The 24,584-nt window shown below is 72.3% G+C and carries 27 protein-coding genes and 2 tRNA genes; 11 read left to right on the top strand and 18 right to left on the bottom strand.

The genetic code is table 11. The features are described 5' to 3' along the window. Positions 1-190 precede the first annotated feature (190 nt). The 4 genes from ACFP6A_RS08975 to ACFP6A_RS08990 are packed head-to-tail and all read right to left on the bottom strand — an operon-like array spanning position 191 to position 2,409. The gene (locus tag ACFP6A_RS08975) at positions 191-826 is read right to left on the bottom strand and encodes an aminodeoxychorismate/anthranilate synthase component II (protein ID WP_379603152.1); all 636 of its coding nucleotides are present in this window, start codon (positions 824-826) and stop codon (positions 191-193) included. A gap of 14 nt (positions 827-840) precedes the next feature. Continuing rightward, on the bottom strand, positions 841-996 hold the full coding sequence (locus tag ACFP6A_RS08980) for a hypothetical protein (RefSeq protein WP_379603153.1): 156 nt from the start codon (positions 994-996) through the stop codon (positions 841-843). Positions 997-1,000: 4 nt separating this feature from the next. Then, the gene (locus ACFP6A_RS08985; protein WP_379603154.1) at positions 1,001-1,720 is read right to left on the bottom strand and encodes a class E sortase; all 720 of its coding nucleotides are present in this window, start codon (positions 1,718-1,720) and stop codon (positions 1,001-1,003) included. Continuing rightward, a complete protein-coding gene (locus ACFP6A_RS08990; protein WP_379603155.1) occupies positions 1,717-2,409 on the bottom strand; it encodes a DUF881 domain-containing protein in 693 nt (230 codons plus the stop codon). Before ACFP6A_RS08990 ends, ACFP6A_RS08985 begins: the two co-directional genes overlap by 4 nt. Before the next feature lie 222 nt (positions 2,410-2,631). Between ACFP6A_RS08990 and ACFP6A_RS08995 the strand changes: the two genes are divergently transcribed. Then, a complete protein-coding gene (locus ACFP6A_RS08995; RefSeq protein WP_379603156.1) occupies positions 2,632-2,907 on the top strand; it encodes a cell division protein CrgA in 276 nt (91 codons plus the stop codon). 137 nt (positions 2,908-3,044) lie between these two features. Here the strand turns inward: ACFP6A_RS08995 and ACFP6A_RS09000 are convergent, their stop codons facing one another. Beyond that, complete coding sequence (locus ACFP6A_RS09000; protein WP_379603157.1) at positions 3,045-3,854, bottom strand: rhomboid family intramembrane serine protease; 810 nt, start codon at positions 3,852-3,854, stop codon at positions 3,045-3,047. Positions 3,855-3,895: 41 nt separating this feature from the next. Beyond that, positions 3,896-4,417, bottom strand: a complete 522-nt coding sequence (locus tag ACFP6A_RS09005) for a peptidylprolyl isomerase (protein WP_379603158.1) — start codon at positions 4,415-4,417, stop codon at positions 3,896-3,898. 124 nt (positions 4,418-4,541) lie between these two features. Here ACFP6A_RS09005 and ACFP6A_RS09010 point away from each other — a divergent pair, with 124 nt between their 5' ends. The 3 genes from ACFP6A_RS09010 (at position 4,542) to ACFP6A_RS09020 (ending at position 6,175) form a co-directional block, all read left to right on the top strand. Further along, complete coding sequence (locus tag ACFP6A_RS09010) at positions 4,542-5,390, top strand: DUF5324 family protein (protein WP_379603159.1); 849 nt, start codon at positions 4,542-4,544, stop codon at positions 5,388-5,390. A gap of 220 nt (positions 5,391-5,610) precedes the next feature. Beyond that, positions 5,611-5,877 (top strand): type II toxin-antitoxin system Phd/YefM family antitoxin, encoded by a 267-nt coding sequence (locus ACFP6A_RS09015; protein ID WP_379603160.1) that lies wholly within the window; start codon positions 5,611-5,613, stop codon positions 5,875-5,877. 94 nt (positions 5,878-5,971) lie between these two features. Then, the gene (locus ACFP6A_RS09020) at positions 5,972-6,175 is read left to right on the top strand and encodes a type II toxin-antitoxin system RelE/ParE family toxin (RefSeq protein WP_379603161.1); all 204 of its coding nucleotides are present in this window, start codon (positions 5,972-5,974) and stop codon (positions 6,173-6,175) included. Between the two features lie 70 nt (positions 6,176-6,245). On the opposite strand, the gene ACFP6A_RS09025 is transcribed toward ACFP6A_RS09020, so the two are convergent. The 12 genes from ACFP6A_RS09025 to dnaA all read right to left on the bottom strand — a co-directional run bounded on the left by ACFP6A_RS09025 (position 6,246) and on the right by dnaA (position 19,624). Continuing rightward, positions 6,246-7,772, bottom strand: a complete 1,527-nt coding sequence (locus tag ACFP6A_RS09025) for a CHAD domain-containing protein (protein ID WP_379603162.1) — start codon at positions 7,770-7,772, stop codon at positions 6,246-6,248. 61 nt (positions 7,773-7,833) lie between these two features. Continuing rightward, positions 7,834-7,906 (bottom strand) — tRNA-Ala (locus ACFP6A_RS09030). Between the two features lie 12 nt (positions 7,907-7,918). Continuing rightward, the gene (locus tag ACFP6A_RS09035) at positions 7,919-8,035 is read right to left on the bottom strand and encodes a DLW-39 family protein (RefSeq protein WP_379603163.1); all 117 of its coding nucleotides are present in this window, start codon (positions 8,033-8,035) and stop codon (positions 7,919-7,921) included. 46 nt (positions 8,036-8,081) lie between these two features. Beyond that, positions 8,082-8,155: transfer RNA gene (locus ACFP6A_RS09040), tRNA-Ile, on the bottom strand. Positions 8,156-8,252: 97 nt separating this feature from the next. Beyond that, the gene (locus tag ACFP6A_RS09045) at positions 8,253-8,753 is read right to left on the bottom strand and encodes a DUF3566 domain-containing protein (RefSeq protein ID WP_379603164.1); all 501 of its coding nucleotides are present in this window, start codon (positions 8,751-8,753) and stop codon (positions 8,253-8,255) included. Continuing rightward, entirely contained in the window at positions 8,750-11,332 is a 2,583-nt protein-coding gene (gene gyrA, locus ACFP6A_RS09050; protein ID WP_379603165.1) for a DNA gyrase subunit A, read from the bottom strand. The genes ACFP6A_RS09045 and gyrA overlap by 4 nt, the downstream gene beginning before the upstream one ends. A 95-nt stretch (positions 11,333-11,427) precedes the next feature. Then, entirely contained in the window at positions 11,428-13,518 is a 2,091-nt protein-coding gene (gyrB, locus tag ACFP6A_RS09055) for a DNA topoisomerase (ATP-hydrolyzing) subunit B (protein WP_379603166.1), read from the bottom strand. A gap of 252 nt (positions 13,519-13,770) precedes the next feature. Continuing rightward, positions 13,771-14,340: a DUF721 domain-containing protein gene (locus tag ACFP6A_RS09060; RefSeq protein ID WP_379603167.1), complete on the bottom strand. Its 570-nt coding sequence runs from the start codon at positions 14,338-14,340 to the stop codon at positions 13,771-13,773. Further along, positions 14,333-15,484 (bottom strand): DNA replication/repair protein RecF, encoded by a 1,152-nt coding sequence (recF, locus tag ACFP6A_RS09065; RefSeq protein ID WP_379603168.1) that lies wholly within the window; start codon positions 15,482-15,484, stop codon positions 14,333-14,335. The genes ACFP6A_RS09060 and recF overlap by 8 nt, the downstream gene beginning before the upstream one ends. Positions 15,485-15,554: 70 nt before the next feature. Further along, positions 15,555-16,520 (bottom strand): phosphogluconate dehydrogenase (NAD(+)-dependent, decarboxylating), encoded by a 966-nt coding sequence (gene gnd / locus ACFP6A_RS09070; RefSeq protein WP_379603169.1) that lies wholly within the window; start codon positions 16,518-16,520, stop codon positions 15,555-15,557. Positions 16,521-16,544: 24 nt separating this feature from the next. Beyond that, on the bottom strand, positions 16,545-17,675 hold the full coding sequence (gene dnaN / locus ACFP6A_RS09075) for a DNA polymerase III subunit beta (RefSeq protein WP_379603170.1): 1,131 nt from the start codon (positions 17,673-17,675) through the stop codon (positions 16,545-16,547). 497 nt (positions 17,676-18,172) lie between these two features. Continuing rightward, entirely contained in the window at positions 18,173-19,624 is a 1,452-nt protein-coding gene (dnaA, locus tag ACFP6A_RS09080) for a chromosomal replication initiator protein DnaA (protein WP_379603171.1), read from the bottom strand. A gap of 480 nt (positions 19,625-20,104) precedes the next feature. Here dnaA and rpmH point away from each other — a divergent pair, with 480 nt between their 5' ends. The 7 genes from rpmH to ACFP6A_RS09115 all read left to right on the top strand — a co-directional run bounded on the left by rpmH (position 20,105) and on the right by ACFP6A_RS09115 (position 24,578). Then, positions 20,105-20,242, top strand: coding sequence for a 50S ribosomal protein L34 (gene rpmH, locus ACFP6A_RS09085; protein ID WP_379603172.1), 138 nt, complete (start codon positions 20,105-20,107; stop codon positions 20,240-20,242). A 37-nt stretch (positions 20,243-20,279) separates the two neighbouring features. Next, a complete protein-coding gene (gene rnpA, locus ACFP6A_RS09090; protein WP_379603173.1) occupies positions 20,280-20,627 on the top strand; it encodes a ribonuclease P protein component in 348 nt (115 codons plus the stop codon). Positions 20,628-20,656: 29 nt separating this feature from the next. Beyond that, complete coding sequence (gene yidD, locus ACFP6A_RS09095; RefSeq protein WP_379603245.1) at positions 20,657-20,914, top strand: membrane protein insertion efficiency factor YidD; 258 nt, start codon at positions 20,657-20,659, stop codon at positions 20,912-20,914. Between the two features lie 66 nt (positions 20,915-20,980). Then, the gene (gene yidC, locus ACFP6A_RS09100; RefSeq protein ID WP_379603174.1) at positions 20,981-21,985 is read left to right on the top strand and encodes a membrane protein insertase YidC; all 1,005 of its coding nucleotides are present in this window, start codon (positions 20,981-20,983) and stop codon (positions 21,983-21,985) included. 127 nt (positions 21,986-22,112) lie between these two features. Next, the gene (locus ACFP6A_RS09105) at positions 22,113-22,685 is read left to right on the top strand and encodes a protein jag (RefSeq protein ID WP_379603175.1); all 573 of its coding nucleotides are present in this window, start codon (positions 22,113-22,115) and stop codon (positions 22,683-22,685) included. Positions 22,686-22,758: 73 nt separating this feature from the next. After that, complete coding sequence (rsmG, locus tag ACFP6A_RS09110; protein WP_379603176.1) at positions 22,759-23,409, top strand: 16S rRNA (guanine(527)-N(7))-methyltransferase RsmG; 651 nt, start codon at positions 22,759-22,761, stop codon at positions 23,407-23,409. After that, on the top strand, positions 23,406-24,578 hold the full coding sequence (locus ACFP6A_RS09115; protein ID WP_379603177.1) for a ParA family protein: 1,173 nt from the start codon (positions 23,406-23,408) through the stop codon (positions 24,576-24,578). The genes rsmG and ACFP6A_RS09115 overlap by 4 nt, the downstream gene beginning before the upstream one ends. Positions 24,579-24,584 lie beyond the last annotated feature (6 nt).

Here is a 24,584-nt window from a genome sequence, read left to right on the forward strand (position 1 = left end):
TGATCATGCAATCCCGCCACCCCCGTACTCAGCACCAGTTGGGTCGGGCGGCTCCACCACAGAATGCTGCGCTCAGCACAACCCGGCCGGCGTGTCGCGCCACCAACCCAGCATTCTGCGAGCCGGTGGGTGGCGGGATTGCATGATCACGGGGGTCACGAGGGACGGCGAGGGTGGCGGGATTGCATGATCACGAAGGGGGGTGGGGGGCGAGGGGGGCCAGGCCGGCGGAGCGGGCGACCGCGCCGGGGTCCCCGCACGTGGTCAGCCAGTTCGCCAGCAGTCGGTGACCGCCCTCAGTGAGCACCGACTCCGGGTGGAACTGCACCCCGTGGACCGGCTGCTCCCGGTGCTGCAGCGCCATCACCACCCCGCCGTCGGTCCGTGCGGTGACGAGGAGCTCGTCCGGCACGGTGGACTCCACGACGGCCAGGGAGTGGTAGCGGGTCGCCGTGAACGGGCTCGGCAGCCCGTCGAGCACCCCCACGCCGTCGTGGACGACGCGGCTCGTCTTGCCGTGCACGAGCTCGTCGGCGTGCGTGACGGTCGCTCCGTGCACCTCGGCGATCACCTGGTGTCCCAGGCAGATGCCGAGCAGCGGCGTCCCGGTCCGCACCACGTGCCGGACGAGGTCGCTGCACACCCCCGCCGAGGCCGGGGTACCCGGCCCGGGCGAGAGCAGGACGCCGTCGACGTCGTCCGCCGCCTCCACCCCGATGGCGTCGTTGCGGACCACCCGGCAGCTGGCGCCGAGCTGGCGCAGGTAGCCGACGATCGTGAAGACGAAGCTGTCGTAGTTGTCGACGACGAGGACGTGGGGGGCCACGGACCCATCCTGCCTCAGCCGACGGTGTTGTCGTTGAACGGCAGGTAGGGCGCGATCGCGGGGAAGACCCAGACGAAGAGCACCGCCACGACCGCGACGACCAGCACCAGCGCGAGCAGCACCTTCACCGCGACCGGGCCGGGAAGGGAGCGCCAGATCCATCCGTACACCGGCTCAGTCCTCCGTCCTCTCGGGTGCCGCGGCCAGCTCGGGCGGCGGGCCGGCGTCCCGGGGCAGCCAGGTGTCGAGCTCGGCGTGCACGATGTACCGCTCACGCGCCGAGTACATCGGGTGGCACGCGGTGAGTGTCATGAGCCGCTCGGACGGCTCCGCCTGCGGGTCCCCGGGCACCGGAGCCACCACCTCCACCCGGTCCGGCGAGACGATCTGGTGCTCACGCATCCGGTAGACGTACCAGGCGTCGGCGGTCTCGACGACGATCGGGTCCCCGGGGCGCAGCTCGGCGATGAGGTTGAGCGGCCGCCCGTAGGTGACCCGGTGGCCGGCGACCGAGAAGTTGCCGACCGACCCGGGCAGCGCCGTGCCCGGGTAGTGGCCGAGGACGCCGTCGTTGAGCACCTCCTCGAGCCCGATGCCCTCGTCGACCGGGACGGCGTAGTCCGGGCCGAACCGGGGGACGTGCACGAGCGCGAAGGACTCCCCCTCCTGCACCGGTGACGGCACCGGGGGCTCGGACGGCGGGGGGTCGGGGTCCGCAGCCGGTTCCGCCGCGGCCGGCTCGGTCCACGATCCCCGCAGCCGGTCGGCGGCAGCCTGCTGCTCGCGTCCTGCCTCGACGTCGGTCCACCACAGCTGCCACGCCACGAACAGGAGCAGCAGGACGCCGAGGGTGAGGAGCACCTCCCCGACGCCCCGGACGACGGACCGGATCACGCGTCCTCCAGCGCCTCGGCGTACCGCAGCTCGAGCGACCCCTCGAACGCCGGCACCTCCACCGAGGGCAGCACCCGGGTGCTCCACCCCAGGCCGTACGCGTCGACGTACTCACGGTAGATCTGGACGTCCCGGGACTCCTCGAGGGCGCGCAGCAGCGCGCCGGTGTCCCCGACGGCGCGGATGGTGTACGGCGGGCTGTAGACCCGACCCTGCAGGCGCAGGGTGCTGCCGACGCAGCGCACGGCGCTGGTGGAGATCACCCGCTGGTCCATGAGCGTCATGGCCTCCGCGCCACCGGCCCACAGGGCGTTGACGACGGCCTGCACGTCCTCCTGGTGGACGACGAGCAGGTCGGCGGCCACCCCCTCGGGGAGGGGCCGGTCCCGCGGTACGTCGTCGAGGACGACCTCGACCCCCGGGCCCTCGACCGGCTGGGTGCCGCTGGCGAAACCGAGCGTGTCGGCCACGGCCTGCAGGTCCTGCACCCGGGTGTCGCCGGTGCGCTCGCTGAGCTCCTCGACCTCGGCCCGCAGCTGGGTGACCCGTTCCGCCTTGGCCTCGACGTCCTTGGTCTCGGCGGCGATGAGGGCGGGCAGGTCGGCCACGTCGGTGCGCAGGTCGTCGCCGTCAGCCACGGTGGCGCTGGCGGAGAACAGCAGGCCGGCCACGACGAGCACCGCGGTCACGCCGAGGGGCAGCCCCCGGCGCCTCTGGTGCCCTCGGTCCGCTGAGTCCACGTCGACTTCCACCGCTCCTGTCGTCCGTCCGTCGTCCGTTCCCGCCACCGCGTGCCCGCTCGTGCCCCGGGAAGTCCTTCGGCACTACGCTAGACGTCTCAGGCGGTCCGGTCGTTCCGCCGTGCACAGATCAGCCGCGCTGATCCCGCCCCCGGTCCCGAGGAGGAACCCGTGCCCGAGTCGAGGAGCCGTCGCAAGGCCGCCTACACGCCGCCCCCGACGTCCTCGTCCGGACCGAAGCCGAACCCGCCGTGGTTCGTCCCGGTGATGCTCGGCCTCATGCTCCTCGGGCTGGTCTGGATCGTCGTGTACTACCTCAGCCAGGGCCAGTACCCGCTGCCGACCCTGTCCCTCGGCGGCGGTGAGTGGACTCCGGGCAACTGGAACCTCGTGATCGGCTTCGTCTTCATCATGGCCGGGTTCCTCATGACCACCCGCTGGCGCTGAGCGCACCGCACTCACCCGGGCGTCGTCCACAGGGTTCTCCACACCTGGGGACAAGTTCCACCGGTGGAATTACGCCGCTGGAACTCGTCCTCAGACTGTGCCGGCGGGCAAGCGAGCAGCGGTCGGGCGCTGGTCGGTCAGACGAGGTAGCGGACGGCAGCGAGGACGACGAGGACGGCCGCGACCGCCGCGGTCCCGGCGACCTGGACGACGGTCCGCCGTTCGCGCGGCGCGTAGGCGAGGACGGCCGCCAGGGCGCCGCCGGTGACCAGCCCGCCGAGGTGCGCCTGCCAGGCGATGTTGGGCAGGACGAAGCCGAGCACGGCGTTGATGCCGAGCACGACGGCGATCTGCCCGAGCCGGCGACCGAGCCGGCGTTGGACGACGACGAGCGCACCGAACAGTCCGAACACCGCACCGGAGGCGCCCACGGTGCTCGTGAGGTACGGGCCGTCGACGAAGCCCGCGAGGAGCACGAAGCCGACCGACCCGCCGAGGGCTGACATGAGGTAGAGCACCGAGAACCGCAACCGGCCGAAGAGGCCCTCGAGGTACGGGCCGAGCAGCCACAACGCGTACATGTTGAAGCCGATGTGCCAGATGGAGCCGGGCGCGTGCAGGAAGGCCGCGGTGAGGAACCGCCACGGCTGCTCGGCCGCGAACGCGGGGGTGAACGCGAAGGTGCTCGTCACGTCCAGTCCGGGCACCTGCTGGGCGAGGAACGCCAGCACGGACACCGTGATGAGGGTCAGGGTGACGACGGGCCGGCCCTCGGCGACCCGACCCCCGAACGTCGTCCGGGCCGGGCGGACGGTGCGCGCCTGGTCACGGACGCAGTCGACGCACTGGACGCCGACCGCGGCCGGCCGCTGGCACTCCGGGCAGACGGGACGCTCGCAGCGCTGGCAGCGGACCCAGGACTCCCGGTCGGGGTGCCTGGGACACACCGGGGGCGCAGCGGGCCCGCCCGTGGCGGGGAGGTCCCCACTCACTCCTCGATCGTCACCCGCTCGATGACGACGTCCTGGCGCGGCTTGTCCTGCGGGCCGGTCGGGACGGCGGCGATCGCGTCGACGACCTCCCGGCTCGGCGCGTCGGCGACCTCGCCGAAGATCGTGTGCTTGCCGGTAAGCCACGTCGTCGGCGCGACGGTGATGAAGAACTGGGAGCCGTTCGTGCCCTTGCCCATCCGCTTGCCCGCGTTGGCCATCGCCAGCAGGTAGGGCCGGTCGAACGACAGCTCGGGGTGGATCTCGTCGTCGAACACGTAACCGGGACCGCCGGTCCCGGTGCCCAACGGGCAGCCGCCCTGGATCATGAAGCCGGGGATGACGCGGTGGAACGTCAGGCCGTCGTAGAACGGCTCCGAGGACGTCGAGCCGGACCTCGGGTCGGTCCACTCCCGGGTGCCCGTGGCCAGTCCGGTGAAGTTGCGGACCGTCTTGGGGGCGTGGTTCTCGAACAGCTCGATACGGATGTCGCCGTGGGACGTGTGCAGGGTCGCGAACATGACGCCCATCCTGTCACGCACGTCACGTACGGCCGGCCCCGGCGGGCAGACGCACGCCGGGAGGGGCAGGATGGGGCACCACGACCACCAGGCCCGGACCAGACGGGCCCGAGGGGAGGACTGCGTGTTCCGTACGAAGAGCGGTTCCGGACGAACCACCGAGCAGCTGCGGGAGTCCACCGAGCACTTGCGCCAGTCCGCCGAGGAGGTGCGTCAGCGGCTGAGCCCGGCCGCCGAGCGGGCCGCCGAACGGGCGCGGGAGAGTGCCTTGACCGCCGGCGCGACCGCCCGGGAGTGGGCCCAGCCCCGGCTGGAGAACGCCCGCACCCGGGGGCTGGAGACGGCCGCTCCCAAGGTGGAGGCCGCGGCCGAGGCGCTCGCCCCGAGGGTGGACGCCGCCCGCGACAAGATCGTGGAGGACGTGCTGCCGCGGCTCGTCGAGGCGGTGACGGCGGCCGCCGCTGCCGCACAGGCCAAGGCCGACGCGGCGCACGACCGCAGCATGGTGGCCCTGGCCGAGACCGAGAAGCAGGCGAAGAAGAGCGCCAAGGCGGCCCGCGCAGCGCGCCGACGCGAGGAGAGGCACACCGGGCGGACCGTGCTGCTGGTCTCCGTGCTCGCCGCGGCCGTCGCCGCAGGTTGGGCCGTCTGGCGCTCCACCCGTCCGGTGGAGAACCCGTGGGCGAGCGGGACGGGGACTGCCCCCAGCTACGGGACCAGCGGCAGCCGGCTCAGCGGCGGTACCACCGGCGGCGGGCTCGGTACGGGCACCCTGGCGAGTGAGAGCACGGACGTCGACACCCCGGCACCCGACGGGTCGCCCGAGGCGCAGGCCGGAGAGGCCCTGGCGTCCGGTGAGGCGAGCTCAGCCCTGGACGCCGACGCCGCCGGCACCGGGACGGCGGAGGTCCCCGGCGTCCCCGCCGAGGGCGAGAGCACGGACGAGCCGAAGAACGAGCCCGGCCGGGGGTAGGCCGGCCGCTCGCAGAGTCACGAATCGGCCCCGTGGGACGCCTTGCCGGGACTCATGGTGGAGAACGAGACCGGCGAGTACGTCCTCGCCGAGCGGCCCCGGAGGCTCCCGGCGAGCCTCACGCTCGTAGCCCGGAACCCTGAGCCAGGGTTCTGCGTCGCCACCACAGGGACCCGTCACGCATCTTGTGCTGTAGGCATCCAGGGCCACAATTGTGGCCATGCGCACAGAGTCGATTCGCCGGATTCGTGATCACCTCAGTGAGGTGGTCGACCGGGTCGAGCATGAGCACGAGCGCGTCACCCTGACCCGTAACGGACGCCCCGCGGCGGTGCTGATCAGTCCTGATGACCTGGCACAGCTGGAAGAGACCCTGGAGGTCCTGGGAGACGCAGAGGCGCTGGCTGAGATTCGTGAGGCGGACGCCGCCTACGCTCGCGGGGACGTCGTCCGCGGCGTCGAGGCGGTCCGTGCGCTGCGTCCGTGACCTCGGCGGGGGAGCCCTATGCACTCATCGTGACTCCACCAGCAGTCCGCGCCCTGCAGACCACGTCGCCCTGCAGACCACGTTGTCCGAGGCTGTGGCGGCCGCCGTTATCGAGCTCCTCACCGGTTCTCTCATCCAGAACCCTCATCGCGTCGGGAAGCCGTTGCGTGCAGATCTCGCCGGAATCTACTCCGCGCGGCGCGGCACCTACCGGGTCCTGTACCGCATCAACGAGAACAGGCACGAGGTCGTCGTGATCCGGATCGACCACCGCCGTAGCGCCTATCGGACTCCATGAGAGACCTCGCCCCCGCCAGCCGCGAGGAGTTGCCCACTGAGGGGTGGAGCGCTCGGTGTGTGCGCACCGCTCAGGACCGCGTCCAGCGGTGCAGTTTCTGTCGCGACGCCGCCCGCCACGCGTCGCGGTACGTGCTCCGAGCCGCCGCGGCCGCTGCCTCCTCGAGCCCAGCCACGAAGCCGTAGGCGAACGTGTCCTCGCCGGCGGCGTACGCCTGGGCTGCCATCTCGGCGAGCGTCTCGCGCGCCACCTGACTGTCCTGGTGCTCGCCGAGCACCTCCTGGACCCGCTCCATCGCCGCGGCGAACCGTGCGGCGTCCTTGCCGAAGGCGGGCTGGAGCGCCTCGCCGGTGTACCGCGCCCGCTTGGCGGCCTTGCGCACCTCGTGCAAGGCGGTCGCCCTCTCCCCCGGTGTGACGGCTGCATCGGCTGCCTGGTGCGCCCGGCGCAGGGCCTTCCACGCCTTCCGGGCCCTGCCCGGCAGCTCCTCACGTGCCGGACGCCGGGCACGTGGGGTGAGCGGTGGCGCGTCGAGCAGGCCGTCGAGGTCGTCGAGCAGCCGCCGGTAGCGGGGGCTGTCGAGCTGGTGGAGCATCTCGGCGCGCGCGTGGTCGTACCTGCGGGAGAGGCCGGCGTCCACCCGCGCCCGAGCCGCCGCGGTCCCCGGGCCGGCCGGGGCGGCGTCGAACCGGTCGCGCAGGCGGTCGCGAAGGACCTCGGCGTCGCGGACGTCGCCGAGGAGGCCGGCGAGCCACCGCAGCTCGCCGCGGAGCGCGTCGGTGTGCCCGCGGGCGAGGTGGGGCCGGAACGTCGTCAGGGCTGCCCGCAGTCGCCGGGACGCGACGCGCATCTGGTGCACTGCGTCCTCGGCGTCCAGCCGGACCAGCGGATCGGCCGCCGTGATCGCCGCGACCTGCTGGCGCAGGTAGGCCAGCGCCACTGCGGCGGCGTCGCTGTCCCTGCCGAGGCCCGCCGGCGCCTGGCGCCGGGGCGGCACCCGGCCGCCGAGCGCGCGCTCCAGCTTCGATCCTGCGACGGCACGGGAGGCACCCGCCCGTTCCAGTGCGGCCGTGACCGCTCTCAGCAGGTCTGCGTCGCCCTCGACCAGCTCGGCCTCCACCTCGCGCCAGGCGGTAGAGATCGCCTCGTCTCCGCACACCTCGGCTGTGACGTGGTCGTCCACGAGCTCGGCAAGCACCGGACCGCCCCGCTCGTCGCCGACGAGACGGTGGACGACGCGGGAGGTCGTGATCTGCGCCACCGGCCTCAGGGTCTCACCGCGCAGGTGGGCCAGCACCAGGCCACGAAGCGACGCGGGCGGCTCGGTCTCACCGGCTGCGGCCGGTTCGTGCACCTCCTCGCGTCCGTCGGGCCCGTGCGGCAGCTTGAGCTGCCACCCGTCGTCGGGGCCACCGGTTCGCCGGCGCAGCGTGATCCCCTCGGCGATCAGCCGCAGGTCGGCGGCGTCGTAGTACGTCGCCCTCAGCTGGAACACTCCGTCGTGCACCAGGCGAGTCCGGTCGGAGAGACGCACGCTGGTGAGGTCGAAGTCCTCGTCGACCGTGAACTTCCGCTCGACCTCGAGTTGGTTGTGCATCTGCCGTCTCCTTAGGCGCCGAGGGCGCCAGCAGCCACGTACTGGCCTTCGGAGTCTGGGGTGGAGGCGAGGGGACTCGAACCCCTAACCCCCTGCTTGCAAAGCAGGTGCGCTACCACTTGCGCCACGCCCCCCGGGGCCCGGGGTCAAACCCGGTCGGTCGCCTCCGCCCACAGGTCCCGCTCGGCGCGCTCTGCGCGCAGCCGCTGCCAGACGACGACGCCCGCGGCGGCGGCCGCCGCCAGCGTGAGCAGCTTCTTCACGACGACCTCCACGGGTGGGACGGACAGCGGGCCTCGCAGGAGGCAGTGGGCCTAAGAGGACTTGAACCTCTGACCTCTTCCTTATCAGGGAAGCGCTCTAACCGACTGAGCTATAGGCCCGTGGTGCCGCACGAGGGTACCCCAGCGCGTCGGGGCCTCCCAAACCGACCGCCGCGGTCGGAAGGGTCGACGGGCCCGGTCGACGGCCGACGGGATCTCAGTCGTCGGACAGGGTCACGTGCAGCCCGCCGACGAGTGCGCTGGACAGGTTGTACAGGAACGACCCGAGCGTCGCGATCGCGGTGAGCAGCACGACGTCGACGACGGCGACGACCGTGGCCAGCGACAGCACCTGGGAGAAGCCGACGTAGTCCTCCAGGCTGAACGCCGGGTCGCCGAGGATCTGGCCGATGACGTCGGACAGGTCCGCGAACACGCCCATCCCGTCCAGGATCGACCACAGCATGCCGGCCGCGACGACGAGGGCGATCCCGATCGCCACCGACAGCAGGAACGCCAGCTTCATCACCGACCACGGGTCGACCCGGGAGACCGTGAGCCGCACCTTGCGCGGCGCCGGGGGAGCCGGTCGGGGCGCCGCGGACGACGGGCGCTGGGCGGGGCCGCCGGACGCGTCCCGGGTCTCGGCCGGGCGGCCCTGAGGCGTCCGCGACGCGGTCACCGTCGGCCCCGGTGGGGACTGCTCGGACGGGCTCACGCCTCACCTCCGTCGTCGGACGGCTCCGACGGTACGGCATCGCCGGCGGTCTCGGCCGTCCCCGCGCCGTCCGGCACGTCGTCGGGGCTCTCGTCCCCGATCTCCTCCTCGATGGCACGCTCGGCGTTGCGCGCCACCGCGATGATGGAGTCGCCGGGGTCCGGCGTCGCGAACTTCACCCCGGAGGTGTTCCGGCCGGTGGAGCGGACCTCGGACACCCGCGAGCGGACGATCTTGCCCTTCTCCATGACGACGAGCACCTCGTCGTCCGGGCCGACGATGAGGGCTCCGACGAGGTCCCCGCCGCGCTCGGTGATCGCGGCGACCTTGATCCCCAGCCCGCCGCGGCCCTGCACCCGGTACTGCGCCACCGGGGTGCGCTTGGCCAGGCCGTTCTCGAAGACGACGAACACGTCGTCCGGCGTGCCCTCCCGGACGACGTCCATCGCCAGCAGCTCGTCGTCCCCGCGGAACTTCATCCCGGTGACCCCCGAGGTCGCCCGGCCCATCGGCCGCAGGCTCTCGTCGGTGGCCGTGAACCGCAGCGACTGGCCCTTCCGGGAGACCAGCAGCAGGTCGTCCTCGGCGGAGGCGAGACGGGCGGACACCAGCTCGTCGCCGTCCCGCAGGTTGATCGCGATCACCCCGCCGGACCGGTTGGAGTCGTACTCGGTCAGCCGGGTCTTCTTCACCAGCCCGCGCCGGGTGGCCAGCACGAGGTACGGGGCCTGCGTGTAGCTCTCCAGCGCCAGCACCTGGGCGATCTCCTCGCCGGGCTGGAAGGCGAGCAGGTTGGCGATGTGCTGGCCCCGCGCGTCCCGGCCCCCCTCGGGCAGCTCGTACGCCTTGGCCCGGTAGACGCGGCCGAGGTTGGTGAAGAACAGCAGCCAGTGGTGGGTCGAGGTGGTGAAGAAGTGGCTCACGACGTCGTCGGCCCGCAGCTGCGCCCCGCGCACCCCCTTGCCGCCGCGGCGCTGGGACCGGTACTGGTCCACCCGGGTCCGCTTGGCGTACCCGCCACGGGTGATGGTGACGACGACGTCCTCCTGCGGGACGAGGTCCTCCATCGACATGTCCCCGTCGAAGGGCACCACCCGGGTGCGCCGCTCGTCGCCGTACTTGTCGACGATCTCGGCGAGCTCCTCGCTGACGATCCGGCGCTGCCGCTGGGGGTCGGCGAGGATCGCCTCGTAGTCGGCGATGAGGGTCTGCAGCTCGGCGAACCGGTCCTCGATCTTCTGCCGCTCGAGGGCCGCCAGCCGGCGCAGCTGCATGTTGAGGATCGCGGTCGCCTGCACCTCGTCGATGTCGAGGAGGTCCATCAGCCCGGTGCGGGCGACCTCGACCGTGGCGCTGGCCCGGATCAGCGCGATCACCTCGTCGAGCGCGTCGAGCGCCTTGAGGTAGCCGCGCAGGATGTGCGCCTCCTGCTCGGCCTCCCGCAGTCGGTAGCGGGTCCGCCGGACGATGACCTCGATCTGGTGGTCGACCCAGTACCGGACGAACGCGTCGAGGCTCAGGGTGCGCGGCACGCCGTCGACGAGGGCCAGCATGTTGGCGCCGAACGTGTACTGCAGCTGGGTGTGCTTGTAGAGGTTGTTGAGCACCACCTTGGCGATGGCGTCACGCTTGAGCACGATGACCAGCCGCTGCCCGGTGCGCCCGGACGTCTCGTCCCGGATGTCCGCGATGCCGGCGAGGCGGCCGTCCTTGACCAGCTGGGCGATCGTCTGCGCCAGGTTGTCCGGGTTGACCTGGTAGGGCAGCTCGGTGACGACGAGGCAGGTGCGGCCCTGGATCTCCTCGACCTCCACCACCGCGCGCATCGTGATCGACCCGCGGCCGGTGCGATAGGCCTCCTCGATGCCGCGGCGACCGAGGACGAGGGCTCCGGTCGGGAAGTCCGGCCCCTGGATCCGGGCGATGAGGGCGTCGAGGAGCTCCTCCTTGGAGGCCTCCGGGTTCTCCAGCAGCCACTGGACGCCGGCCGCGACCTCGCGCAGGTTGTGCGGGGGGATGTTGGTCGCCATCCCGACGGCGATGCCGGCGGACCCGTTGACGAGCAGGTTCGGGAACCGGCTCGGCAGGATCACCGGCTCCTTGGTGCGCCCGTCGTAGTTGTCGACGAAGTCGACGGTGTCCTCGGTGATGTCACGGACCATCTCCATGGCCAGCGGCGCCAGCCGGCACTCGGTGTACCGGGGGGCGGCGGCCGGGTCGTTGCCCGGGGAGCCGAAGTTGCCCTGGCCTGCCACCAGCGGGTACCGCATCGACCAGTCCTGGACCAGCCGTACGAGGGTGTCGTAGATCGCCTGGTCGCCGTGCGGGTGGTACTGCCCCATGACGTCGCCGACGACCCTGGAGCACTTGGAGAACGCGCGGTCCGGGCGGTAGCCGCCGTCGTACATCGCGTACAGGACGCGGCGGTGCACCGGCTTGAGGCCGTCCCGCACCTCCGGCAGCGCCCGCCCCACGATCACGCTCATCGCGTAGTCGAGGTAGGACCGCTGCATCTCCAGCTGCAGGTCGACGGTCTCGACCCGGTCGCCGGCCGACGGGGTGGGGGGCTGCTCGGTCACGGGCGTCCTTCGTCGTCAGGGTGGCGGGACTGCATGATCACGGTTGGGGGGTCGGGGTGGAGGGGGTCGGGGGTGGAGGGGGTCGGGGGTGGGGGTCAGATGTCGAGGAAGCGGACGTCCTTGGCGTTGCGCTGGATGAACGCCCGCCGGGACTCGACGTCCTCACCCATGAGCACGGAGAAGATCTCGTCGGCGGCGGCCGCGTCGTCGATGGTCACCATCCGCAGCGTGCGGTGCTCGGGGTCCATCGTCGTCTCCCACAGCTCGGAGTAGTCCATCTCGCCGAGGCCCTTGTAGCGCTGGATGCCGTTGTCCTTGGGGATCCGCTTGCCCGCGGCGATCCCCTCGCGCAGCAGGGCGTCGCGCTCCTTGTCGCTGTAGACGTACTCGTGCGGGGCGTTGCTCCACTTCAGCCGGTACAGCGGCGGCTGGGCGAGGTAGACGTGGCCGTTCTCGATGAGCGGCTTCATGTAGCGGAACAGCAGGGTCAGCAGCAGCGTCGAGATGTGCTGGCCGTCAACGTCGGCGTCCGCCATCAGGATGATCTTGTGGTACCTCAGCCGGGCGAGGTCGAAGTCCTCCCCGATGCCGGTGCCGAACGCGGTGATGAGCGCCTGGACCTCGAGGTTGCCCAGCGCCTTGTCGATCCGGGCCTTCTCGACGTTGAGGATCTTGCCGCGGATCGGCAGGATCGCCTGCGTCTCGGGGTTGCGGCCGCGGACGGCGGAGCCGCCGGCGGAGTCGCCCTCGACGATGAACACCTCGGTGCGCACCGGGTCGTTGAGCTGGCAGTCCCGCAGCTTGCCCGGCATCCCGCCGGACTCCAGCAGCCCCTTGCGCCGGGTCGCCTCCCGGGCCTTGCGGGCGGCCATCCGGGCCGCGGCCGCCTGGATGGCCTTGCGGACGACGTCCTTGGCCTCCCGCGGGTTGCGCTCGAACCAGTCGGCGAGCTCGTCGGTGACCACACGCTGGACGAACCCCTTGACCTCGGTGTTGCCGAGCTTGGTCTTGGTCTGGCCCTCGAACTGCGGGTCCGCCAGCTTGATCGACACGACGGCGGTGAGGCCCTCGCGGACGTCCTCGCCGGTGAGGTTGAGGTCCTTCTCCTTGAGCAGGTTCTGCTCGCGGGCGTACCGGTTGACGAGCGTGGTCAGCGCCGCCCGGAAGCCCTCCTCGTGAGTGCCGCCCTCGTGGGTGTTGATGGTGTTGGCGTAGGTGTGGACGCTCTCGGAGTACGCGCCCGTCCACTGCATCGCGACCTCGAGGCTCATCCGCCGGTCGGCGTCCTCGGTCTCGAAGGAGATCACCTCGGGGTGGATCTTCTCGGTCTTCTTCGAGGAGTTGAGGTGGGTGACGTAGTCGACGAGTCCGCCGTCGTAGCGGAAGGTCACCGTGCGGGCCGCCGCCTCCTGCGCCGGCCCACCCGTCTCGGCGGCGACGTCGTCCGCGTCCTCGGTGGCGTGTCCCGGGCGCTCGTCGGTCAGCGAGATCGTCAGTCCCTTGTTGAGGAACGCCACCTGCTGGAACCGGCTGCGCAGCGTCTCGAAGTCGAAGTCGGTGGTCTCGAAGATGTCGGGGTTCGGCCAGAAGGTCACCGTGGTGCCCGTGCGGTCGGTCGGCTCCCCTTTGGCCAGCGGCGCCTCCGGCACGCCCTGCAGGTAGGCCTGCCGCCAGACGTGACCCTGCCGACGCACCTCGACCTCGAGCCGGGTGGACAGGGCGTTGACGACCGACACGCCGACCCCGTGCAGGCCACCGGAGACCGCGTACCCGGTGCCCCCGAACTTGCCGCCGGCGTGCAGCACGGTGAGCACGACCTCCACCGCAGGACGGTTCTCCACCGGGTGGACGTCGACGGGGATGCCGCGGCCGTCGTCGACGACCCGGACGCCGCCGTCGGCCAGCAGCGTCACCTCGATCGACGTGGCGTACCCGGCGAGCGCCTCGTCGACGGAGTTGTCGACGACCTCGTAGACGAGGTGGTGCAGCCCGCGCTCTCCGGTGGAGCCGATGTACATGCCGGGGCGCTTGCGGACCGCCTCCAGGCCTTCGAGCACCGTGATCGCGCTCGCGTCGTAGCTCCCGGACGACGCCGGCCCGGCCGCGGACGCGTCGACGACGTCGGCGAGGGAGGGTGCCTGGTCGGGGGACGTGTCGGGCTGGGGCGTGCTCGTCTCGTCGGCCACTGGGTCCGGCGCTCCTGTCTCGCGTACGGCGGTCGCAGTCGGGCCGACGGACGCCGGCCTGATGCCGGCGGCCGCCCGGGCCGGACGACCCGTACGGGATCCCGGCGCAGCGGTGGGGACGACCACCGAACTGAGGTCCAGTCTACCCGTCGCGACGGTCCGGACAGGCCGTCCACAGCCCGTGGCGGCCGGCGTGGCGCGCGAAGGGGTTCAGTCACGGGTCCCCGTACGCGCCCCCGGTCCTCGAACGCCTCAGCCGTAGGTGTCGCGGGGACCGCGGCCCTGGACGGTCCGGGGGCCGCGGTGCCAGCTCGGGGCCGTCGGACCGCGTACGACGAGCCGCTCGACGACCCCGGGGCCGAGCTCCTCGCTGATCCGCCGCAGCAGGGTCGGGGTGAGCAGCCGCAGCTGGGTGGCCCACGCGGTGGAGTCGGCGCGGACGGTCAGGACGCCGTCCGCGAAGGCCTCGGCGGTGCAGTGCGTGGCGACCTGGTCGCCGACCACCTGCTCCCAGCGGCCGATCACCCCGCCGACGGCGACCGGGGCCTGCCAGCCCCGCTCGGCGACGAGCCGGTCGATGACACCCGCAACCCGCTGCGGGTCCCGGCCGTCGGGGTGGGCCCCGGACCGGCTCTGGCCGGCCACCCGGCGCCGGCCGCGGCCGGCGGCCGGACCAGGCCGGGACGACGGGGTGTGACCTCGGGCGGCGGCGGCCGCCCGGGCCCGGTTCAGGGCCGCGCGGACGGCGTCCACCCCGGTCCCGTCCGGCCCGGCCCCCTCGGCGGGCTCGTCGTCCGGGCCGCGCTCGTGCTCGTCAGCCACCGAGGACCTCCCCGTCGCGCACGGTCAGCCGCGCTCCCTTCAGCTCGGCCGGCACGTCGTCGTCCACCGCGGCGGTGACGAGCACCTGCTCGGCACCGGCCACCATCTCGGCGAGCCGGCGGCGCCGACCGGTGTCGAGCTCGGCGAACACGTCGTCGAGGACGAGCACCGGCTCCTGCGCCGGGTCAGGATCCTGTCCGTCGCCGCGCAGCAGGTACCACGACGCCAGCCGCAGGGCCAGGGCGTAGGACCAGGACTCGCCGTGGCTGGCGTACCCCCTGGCCGGCAGGTCGCCGAGGGTCAGCACGAGGTCGTCGCGGTGCGGGCCGGTCAGGGTGGTGCCCCGCTCGATCTCCTGCCCGCGTCCACGGGCCAGGTCGGCCCGCAGCGCCTCGTCGAGCTCGTCCCGGCGCGGGACGTCGTCCGGGACGGGGCCGGTCAGCGACCAGCGGTAGCCGATGACCGCGTCCCCCTGGGCGTCGCTGACCTGCCGGTAGGCCTCGGCGACGAACGGGGCGAGCCGGCGGACCAAGTGCAGCCGGGCGGCGACGAGCTCGGCACCGGCCGCAGCGAGGTGGCCGTCCCAGACGTCGAGGGTGGGCAGGTCGGCCGTGCCGCGGCGGGTCGCGCGGGTGGCGCCGGCGGACTTCAGCAGCGCGTTGCGCTGACGCAGCACCCGGTCGTAGTCGGCTCGCACGCCGGCCAGCCGCGGGGCCAGGGCGACGAGCAGCTCGTCGAGGAAGCGGCGACGGGCGTCGGGCTCGCCCTTGACCAGGCCGAGGTCCTCCGGCGCGAACAGCACGGTGCGCAGCGTGCCGAGCACCTCCCGCGGCCGCGGCACCGGGGCGCGGTTGAGCCGGGCCCGGTTGGCCCGGCCGGGCACGATCTCGAGCTCGACCAGCGTGGAGCGCCCGCCGCGGTCGACCGCGACCCGCACGACCGCCCGCTCGGCCCCGGCCCGCACCAGCGGGGCGTCGGTGGCCACCCGGTGGCTCCCCAGCGTGGCGATGTAGCCGAGGGCCTCCACGAGGTTCGTCTTACCCTGCCCGTTCGGCCCGACGACGGCCGTCGCCCCCGGGCCGAGGGTGACCTCGGCGCCCCGGTAGGAGCGGAAGTCGGTCAGCGACAGGTGGGTGACGTGCACAGGTTCACGGAGTCCTCGGCGGGTCGGGTGCGGCTGACGGTCGGTGCCGGTCAGGGCCGGTCAGGGCCGGTCAGTCCGTGTCGCCGGCGCCGGAGGAGGGCCCGGCCTCGTCGGCCTCGGCCTCGGCGCTGACGTCCTCGGTGCCGGACGTCGGCCCGGCCTCGGTCATGGCGTGCCCGCCGAACTGGTGGCGCAGCGCGGCGACCGCCTTCATCGCCGGGGAGTCCTCCTGCCGGGAGGCGAACCGGGCGAACAGGGCAGCGGAGATCACCGGCATCGGGACGGCGTTGTCGATGGCCTCCTGCACGGTCCACCGGCCCTCGCCGGAGTCCTCGACGTAGCCCTTGATCCCGGTCAGACCGGCGTCCTCGTCCAGCGCCTTGACGAGCAGGTCGAGCAGCCAGGAGCGGACGACGGTGCCCCGGCTCCAGGCCTGGAAGCAGCCGTGGACGTCGGTGACGATGTCCTTGGCGGCGAGCAGCTCGTAGCCCTCGGCGTAGGCCTGCATGAGCCCGTACTCGATGCCGTTGTGGACCATCTTCGCGTAGTGGCCGGCGCCGACGTCGCCGGCGTGCACGAAGCCCTCCTCGCGAGGACCCTCCGGGCGCAGCGCGTCGAACACCGGCATCGCCCGCTCGACGTCGTCGGCCGAGCCACCGCACATGAGGCCGTAGCCGTTGTCCAGGCCCCACACCCCGCCGCTGACGCCGCAGTCGAGGTAGCCGATGCCACGTTCGGCGAGAAAGGCGGCGTGCTCCCGGTCGTCGGTGTAGTGGGAGTTCCCGCCCTCGATCACGAGGTCCCCGGCCTCGAGCAGGCCGCCGAGCTCCTCGACGACGCCCCGGGTGATGTCGCCGGCCGGCACCATCACCCACACCGTGCGCGGCGCCGGCAGCGCCTCGACCATGGCTGCGAGGGAGCCGACGTCGCTGACCTGCGGGTCCCGGTCGTACCCGGTCACGTCCAGGCCCGCGCGGCGCAGCCGCTCGCGCATGTTGCCGCCCATCCTGCCCAGCCCGACCAGACCGATGTGCACGGTGAGACCTCCCTGCCGCGGTTGTCAGCCCGCCATCCGGACGGGCATCAGCAGGTAACGGTAGGTGTCGTCGGGGTCCCCGTCGCGCTCAGACTGCCCGGTGAGCACGGCCGGCTTGGTCGCCAGCGTGAACGACATCCGGACGTAGTCGGTGGTCAACGCCTGCAGCCCGTCGAGGAGGAACTGCGGGTTGAACGCGATCGTGATGTCCTCGCCGTGCAGGTCCGCCTCGAGCTCCTCGGTCGCCTGGGCGTCGTCGCCCTGGCCTGCGTCCAGTCGCACCTGGCCGTCGGTGAACGCCATCCGCACCGGGGTGTTGCGCTCGGCGACGAGCGCCACCCGGCGGACCGCCTCGACCAGAGCCGCGGTGTGGCACACGGCCCACACCGGCGACTCGGCGGGGAACAGCGACCGCACCTTCGGGTAGTCCCCGTCGACGAGCATCGAGGTGGTCCGGCGGCCGCCGGCCTCGAAGCCGATGAGCCCGGTGCCGCCGTCCGCGGACAGCGCGACGGTGACCTCGCCGCCGCCGCCGAGGGCCTTGGCCACGTCGGACAGCGTGCGCGCCCGGACCAGCGCGACCGCCGACGTGCCCGGAGCGGCCGACCGCCACGGCATCTCCCGCAGGGCCAGCCGGTAGCGGTCGGTGGCCAGCAAGGTGATCCGGTCGTCCTCGATCTCCATCCGGACGCCGGTGAGGATCGGCAGGGTCTCGTCCCGGCTCGCCGCGACCGTGACCTGGGCGACCGCTGAGGTCAGCGCCTCACCGGAGACGGTGCCGGCGACCGAGGGCATCGGCGGCAGGTCGGGGTACTCCTCGACCGGCATGGTGGCCAGAGCGAACCGGCTGGCCCCACAGGTGACGGTGACCTTGCTGCCCTCGGCGACGACGTCCACCGGGCGGTTCGGCAGGCTCCGGGAGATGTCGGCCAGCAGCCGCCCGGAGACCAGCGCGGTCCCGCCCTCGGCGACCTCTGCGGGCACCTCGACCCGGGCAGACACCTCGTAGTCGAAGCTGGACAGCACGAGGGTTCCCGCGGTGTCGGCGTCGACCCGGACGCCGGCGAGCACCGGCACCGGAGGACGCGTCGGGAGCGTGCGGGCCGCCCACCCCACCGCCTCGGCCAGGACGTCGCGCTCGACCCGGAACCTCACGCAGCCACGCTCCTTCTCCCCGGCGCGCGACCCGGCGGTCGCGACCAGCCCGTGCTCGGACGCACCCGCCGACCGGCGTGCGCGGGACGACAGTACGGCAGCCGGCGCTGTCAGTGAACAACCGGCTCCACGGGTGAAGCCGCCCCTGGAGTGCGCATCCCTGACTGTGCGCGGATCAACTTTCCTCGCACGACAGGACCGTCGTCGTACTCACGGTTGTGGATCCTGTGGACGACGGACGTCAGGCCTGGTCAGGCAGCGCGTCGGGGTGTGTGCCGGGTGTGCACCGCGGCCGGTCGACCGGTGGACGGCTGTGCACGTGCCGGCGCTCCCGGACGTCGTCCAACGTCGTGTCCACCCTTCGTCCCCAGGCACAGGCCGGTCCGTCCACATGATCCACAGAGTTGTCCACAGGTGTGGGAAACGGGTGACATGGTTGCGTCGGGTCCTCATCTGCTCCGGGCCCGCCCAAGAGGGTGCTGATCCGGACGGACCGGTCAGGCGCGGTGCTGCTGCTTGATCCGGTTGGTCAGCTCGGTGACCTGGTTGTAGATCGAGCGCCGCTCGGTCATGAGCTCGCGGACCTTGCGGTTGGCGTGCATGACCGTGGTGTGGTCGCGGCCACCGAAGGCCTGGCCGATCTTGGGCAGGGACAGCTCGGTGAGCTCCCGGCACAGGTACATCGCGATCTGCCGGGCGGTGACGAGGACCCGTGAGCGCGACGTCCCGCACAGGTCCTCGATGGTCAGCCCGAAGTAGTCGGCGGTCTGCGCCATGATCGTGGACACCGTGATCTCGCCGGCGTCGTCGTCGGTGATGAGGTCCTTGAGCACGACCTCGGCGAGGGCGAGGTCGACCTCGGCGCGGTTGAGGTTCGCGAACGCGGTGACCCGGATCAGGGCGCCCTCGAGCTCCCGGATGTTGGTGGAGATCTTGCTGGCGATGTACTCCAGCACCTCCGGTGGTGCCTGCAGCCGCTCACCGACCGCCTTCTTGCGCAGGATGGCGATCCGGGTCTCCAGGTCCGGCGGCTGGACGTCGGTGATGAGGCCCCACTCGAACCGGGACCGCATCCGCTCCTCGAAGCCGGAGAGCTGCTTGGGCGGCAGGTCCGAGGTGATGACGACCTGCTTGTTGGCGTTGTGCAGCGTGTTGAAGGTGTGGAAGAACTCCTCCTGGGTCTGCACCTTTCCCTGGAGGAACTGGATGTCGTCGATGAGCAGGACGTCGACGTCCCGGTAGCGGCGCTGGAAGGCGCTCGCCTTGTCGTCCCGGATCGAGTTGATGAACTCGTTGGTGAACTCCTCGGAGTTCACGTACCGCACCCGCACGCCGCCGTAGAGGTGCTGGGCGTAGTGGCCGATCGCGTGCAGGAGGTGCGTCTTGCCCAGCCCGGACTCGCCGTAGACGAACAGCGGGTTGTAGGCCTTGGCCGGGGCCTCGGCGACGGCGACCGCCGCGGCGTGCGCGAACCGGTTGGAGGCACCGATGACGAAGGTGTCGAAGGTGTACTTGGGGTTGAGCCGGGCCGGCTCCACCTCCCGGCCGCGCTCACGCTCACGACGTGAGCCCACCGGCCGGGGCGGGAAGACGTCGGCGACGTCCGGACTGTCGGTGCCGAGCAGGTCGGTGTCCTCGGTGCCGTCGCTGTTGTCGCTGCTGTCGTCGGCGAGGTGGTCCAGGTCGATGGCGGGGTCGACGGTCACCGCGAGCCGCACCGGCTGACCCAGCTGGTCGGCGAGCGCCTCCAGGACCGGTTCACGCACCCGCTGCTCGAGGATCTCCTTGGTCAACTCGTTCGGGACGGCGAGCAGGGCCGTGCCGTCGAGGACGCCGAGCGGGCGGGTCAGGCGCAGGAACCCCAGCTGCTGGGCGCTCACCCGGTCGTCCGAGCCGAGGGCGCCGACCACCGTCCGCCAGAGCTGGTGCAGGTCCGTCGGCTCACTCATCGGCGCTGGTCCACGAGCCTGTGCTCCTCCATGACCGGTCCCCCTCTACGACGGTGCCCTGTGCACGTCGGCGTGCGGTGCCGTCGACGCCGGACGGCGACCCGTCCGGCGTCCTAGTAGACCGCATCGGGGACGCTCGCCGTCCACAGGGTTGTCCACACCCTGTGGAGAGACCCGTCCTCGGGGGCGTCGCTGGGACCCGCGCCCGCCTGTCCGCGGCCGTGGACGGCGACGGGTGACCGACGGCGCAGGACGGTAACAACACCGCCGCCCCGGGACAAGGGTCGCGGCGAGGTGTTGAGCCGGTCGGCGGCACTCTGTTTGACCCCCGTCGGGGACGGACCGTACCGTGGGGTGCTGCCGTGTCACCGGCCCCTGTCGCATGTCCACGCGCTCTGCGTGCGTGGACGTCCGGTGGCGGCCGACGACCGCCGTCCCCGTGCGCCCCGCACGGTCGGAGCCGTGGAGTGTGGAGAAACAGTGAGCAAGCGGACCTTCCAGCCGAACAACCGTCGCCGCGCCAGGAACCACGGGTTCCGGCACCGGATGCGTACCCGCGCCGGGCGGGCCATCCTGGCTGCCCGGCGTCGCAAGGGCCGCAGCGAGCTCTCCGCCTGATCCGAGTCGCGACGTCGTGCTGCCGGCCGCTCACCGGATGCGCCGGTCGAAGGACATCGACCGGACGGTCCGGCGTGGGGTGCGCGCCGGACGCAGCCGGCTCGTCGTGCACCTGGTCCCGGACCTGCAGCACGGGCCGGACGCTCCGGTGACGGTGGCGTTCGCGGTCTCGCGCGCTGTCGGGAACGCCGTCACCCGCAACCGGGTCCGGCGGCGGCTGCGGCACCTCATGGCCGCCCGTCTCGGGGCCCTGCCCGCCGGGGCCGGGGTCGTCGTCCGCGCCCTGCCCCCGGCGGCGAGCGCCTCGTCCGCCGAGCTCGGCGCGGAGCTGGACTCCGCCGTCCGCGTCGTTCTCCGGCGATCGTCCCGGCACGGGACGTCGTGACCGGCGCCCGGCCGGACGGCGTCCTGGGCCTGCTCCGTCGCCTGCCCGCTCTCGCCCTCATCGGCCTCGTGCGGGTCTACCAGCTGCTGGTGTCGCCGCTGCTGGGGCAGACCTGCAAGTACTACCCGTCGTGCTCGGCGTACGCGGTGGGTGCCCTGCGCGAGCACGGCGCCGTCCGTGGCACCGGTATGGCGGTGTGGCGAGTGCTGCGGTGCAACCCGTGGAGCGCCGGCGGCGTCGACCACGTCCCGCCGCGCCGGGACCGGCAGCCGACCCGCGTGCCGTAGACCTAGACCAGAGACCGGTAGCCGTGCCTGCCGGTTGCTACCCGCCCGACCGCCAGGAGCCCGACCGTGGGAATTCTCAAGCCGCTCGAGATCGCCGTCGCGTGGATCATGGTTCAGTTCCACGCGCTGCTGACGACCCTCGGGATGGACGAGGCGGGCGGCTGGACCTGGGCGCTGAGCATCGTCGGCCTCGTCGTCGTCATCCGCATCCTGCTCATCCCGCTGTTCGTCCGGCAGATCAAGGCGTCCCGCGGCATGCAGCTCATCCAGCCGGAGCTGCGCAAGATCCAGGCGAAGTACAAGGGGAAGACCGACCCGGCCAGCCGTCAGGCGATGACCGAGGAGACGATGGCGCTCTACAAGAGCTCCGGGACGAACCCCTTCTCCTCGTGCCTGCCGATCCTGCTGCAGGCACCGATCTTCTTCGCTCTGTTCCGGGTGCTCAACGAGTACGTCGGCAAGCGGCAGGCCATCGGTCCGCTCACCGAGGAGCTCGCCGTCCAGGCCAACGAGGCGAGCCTCATGGGTGCCCGGCTGTCGTCGACGTTCCTCAACTCGGACGACATCAGCGTCAAGGTGTTGACGGTCATCCTGATCGTCGCGATGTCGGCGACGACGTTCATCACGCAGAAGCAGCTGATGACGAAGAACATGCCGGCCGCGGCGCTGGACAACCCCTTCGCCCAGCAGCAGAAGATCATGCTGTACGCCCTGCCGGTGATCTTCGCCGTGTCGGGCGTGAACTTCCCGATCGGCGTGCTCATCTACTGGCTCACGACCAACCTGTGGTCGATGGGCCAGCAGCTGTTCGTCATCCGGCGGATGCCGGCGCCCGGCTCCCCGGCTGAGAAGGCGCTCCAGGAGCGCAAGGCCCGGCGCGGCCGCGGATCGTCGGCGGTGACGCCGGCCGCTGAGGCCGGGACGACGGCCGGCGGGGGGACGACGCAGGTGATCGAGCCGACCAAGCCCCGGGGTCAGCGGCCGCAGCCCAAGCGCAAGGACCGTCGTCGGTCGGGGACCCGCCCAGCCAAGGGCTCGGGCGGCGGGTCGGGAGCCCGCCGCTCCACCTGACGCCGCTGACCTGCGCTACATCTCCTGCTAGATCCTCCTAGATGCCGCTAGACCCTTCGAGAACCCGCCGAGACGCTGCGAGACCCTGGTGGTCGGCCGACCACCGCACCGACGCAAGGAGCCTGTCGTGACCGACTCCCCTCACCTGACGCCCGACGTGGATGCACCACCGGCGGCGTCCGCTCCCGGCTCGCGGAGCCGCACGGGATCCGGGTCCGCTGCCTCGTCCCGCCTCGAGGAGGAGGGCGACGTCGCTGCGGACTACCTCGAGGAGCTGCTCGACATCGCCGACCTGGACGGCGACATCGACATCGACGTGGAGAACGGACGTGCCACGGTCTCGATCGTGGCCGACCCGGTCGCCTCCCGGTCCCTGCGCGCTCTTGTCGGCCGGGACGGAGAGGTGCTCGAGGCTCTCCAGGAGCTCACGCGACTTGCCGTGCAGACGAGTACCGGTGAGCGCAGCCGGCTCATGCTCGACGTCGCGGGGTACCGGGCCGCCCGCCGTGAGGAGCTCGAGGCCCTCGCCGAGCGCGCCGTCGCCGAGGTGCGGCGCAGCGGGGAGCCGGTGCGGCTCGAGCCGATGACGCCGTTCGAGCGCAAGGTGGTTCACGACGCGGTGGCCGCCGCCGGCCTGCGCAGCGAGTCCGAGGGCGAGGAGCCCGAGCGGCGCGTCGTCGTGCTGTCACCGCAGGAGTGACCATGCAGCGTCGGTACCGGTTCTCCGCGAAAGGCTGCCGGTGACGGACCCGACTCCGCCAGCACGCGGTCACGTGGAGCCCGCGCCCGCCGCCGCGTCCACCGTCTTCGGTGCGCGCCTGCCCGTGGCGGCACGTTTCGTCGAGCACCTGGCGACGACGGCCGTCGAGTGGGGTCTGCTCGGGCCCCGTGAGCTGCCGCGACTGTGGAGCCGGCACGTCCTCAACTGCGCAGTGCTCGCCGAGCTCGTGCCCGAGGGTGTGGCGGTCGTCGACCTCGGCAGCGGCGCGGGGCTACCCGGCGTCGCTCTGGCCGTCGCGCGACCCGACCTGCGGATCACTCTCGTCGAGCCTTTGGAACGCCGGGTGGCCTGGTTGGAGTCCGTCGTCGCCGACCTGGGCCTCGACGTCGTGGTGCGTCGCGCCCGGGCCGAGGACCTCCACGGCGAGCTCGCCGCGCCGGTCGTCACCGCCCGTGCCGTTGCCCCGCTGCGACGTCTCGCGGAGTGGGGGCTGCCGCTGGTCGAGCCTGGTGGGGAGCTGCTGGCGATCAAGGGGCGGACGGCGCGGGACGAGCTGGACGCCGCCCGCCCCGCCCTCAGTCGCCTGGGAGCCGCCGGCGCCGACGTCGTCGAGTGCGGCGCCGACCTCCTGCAGACCCCGACGACGGTGGTCCGGGTTAGGGTCGCGGTCGCCAGCGGACGGACTGGGAGGAGGGCGCGGTGAGTGAGGCGGTCCGTGTCGCACGTGGCCTCGGCTGGCCCGAGCCGGACAGGTCCTCGACCGGTTCCGCACCGCGAGCCCGGCCTACCGGGCTCGGGTGGCCAGGACCGCGCCCGTCGTCGGAGGCCAGCGTCAAGGCCAGCGCCAAGGCCAGCGCGAAGGGACACGGACCCGCAGCTGTTTCACGTGAATCGAGCGGCGAGGATCCGGTTCCACGTGAAACCGAGCCGGACGAGGACACTCGGCGCGAGCTCGCCGACGTCATCCCGGAGGCGGATGACACCACCCCCCTGGCCCGCAGTGTCGCCGAGGACGCTCGTCGGCGGATCCAGCTGTCTGGGCGGCGTCTGCCGCGACCGCAGCAGACCCGGGTCCTGACCGTCGCCAACCAGAAGGGCGGGGTCGGCAAGACGACCACTGCGGTGAACATCGCCGCCGCGCTCGCTCAGGCGGGTCTGCAGGTGCTCGTCATCGACACCGACCCCCAGGGCAACGCCTCGACCGCCCTCGGGATCGAGCACCACGCCGAGGTGCCGGGGGTGTACGACGTACTCGTCGAGGGTGTCCCGCTCGCGGACGTCGTCCAGCCCTGTCCCGACGTCCCGGGGTTGCGCGCCGCTCCGGCCACCATCGACCTCGCCGGAGCGGAGATCGAGCTCGTCTCCATGGTCGCCAGGGAGACCCGGCTCCGGCGTGCGCTCGAGACGTTTCTCGAGGGTGCCGAGGAGCGAGGAGAGCCGCGCGTCGACTACGTGCTCATCGACTGTCCGCCGAGTCTGGGCCTGCTCACCGTCAACGCGTTCTGTGCCGCGCAGGAGGTGCTCATCCCGATCCAGTGCGAGTACTACGCCCTGGAGGGACTGACGCAGCTGCTGAAGAACATCGAGCTCATCCGAGGTCACCTCAACCCCACGCTGCACGTGTCGACGATTCTGCTGACCATGTACGACGGACGGACCCGGCTGGCCGCCCAAGTCGCCGAGGAGGTGCGCAACCACTTTCCCGACGTGGTGCTGCGGACGACCGTCCCCCGCTCGGTACGGATCAGCGAGGCGCCGAGCCACGGTCAGACGGTGATGACCTACGATCCGGGATCAAGTGGCGCGCTGTCCTACCTGGCGGCCGCCCGAGAGCTGGCCGAGCGGGCTGAGCAGCACGGGGCGTCTGCGTGACGAACG

This window comes from Quadrisphaera sp. GCM10027208, assembly GCF_042658805.1.
In the GTDB taxonomy this organism is placed as follows: domain Bacteria; phylum Actinomycetota; class Actinomycetes; order Actinomycetales; family SCSIO-59966; genus SCSIO-59966.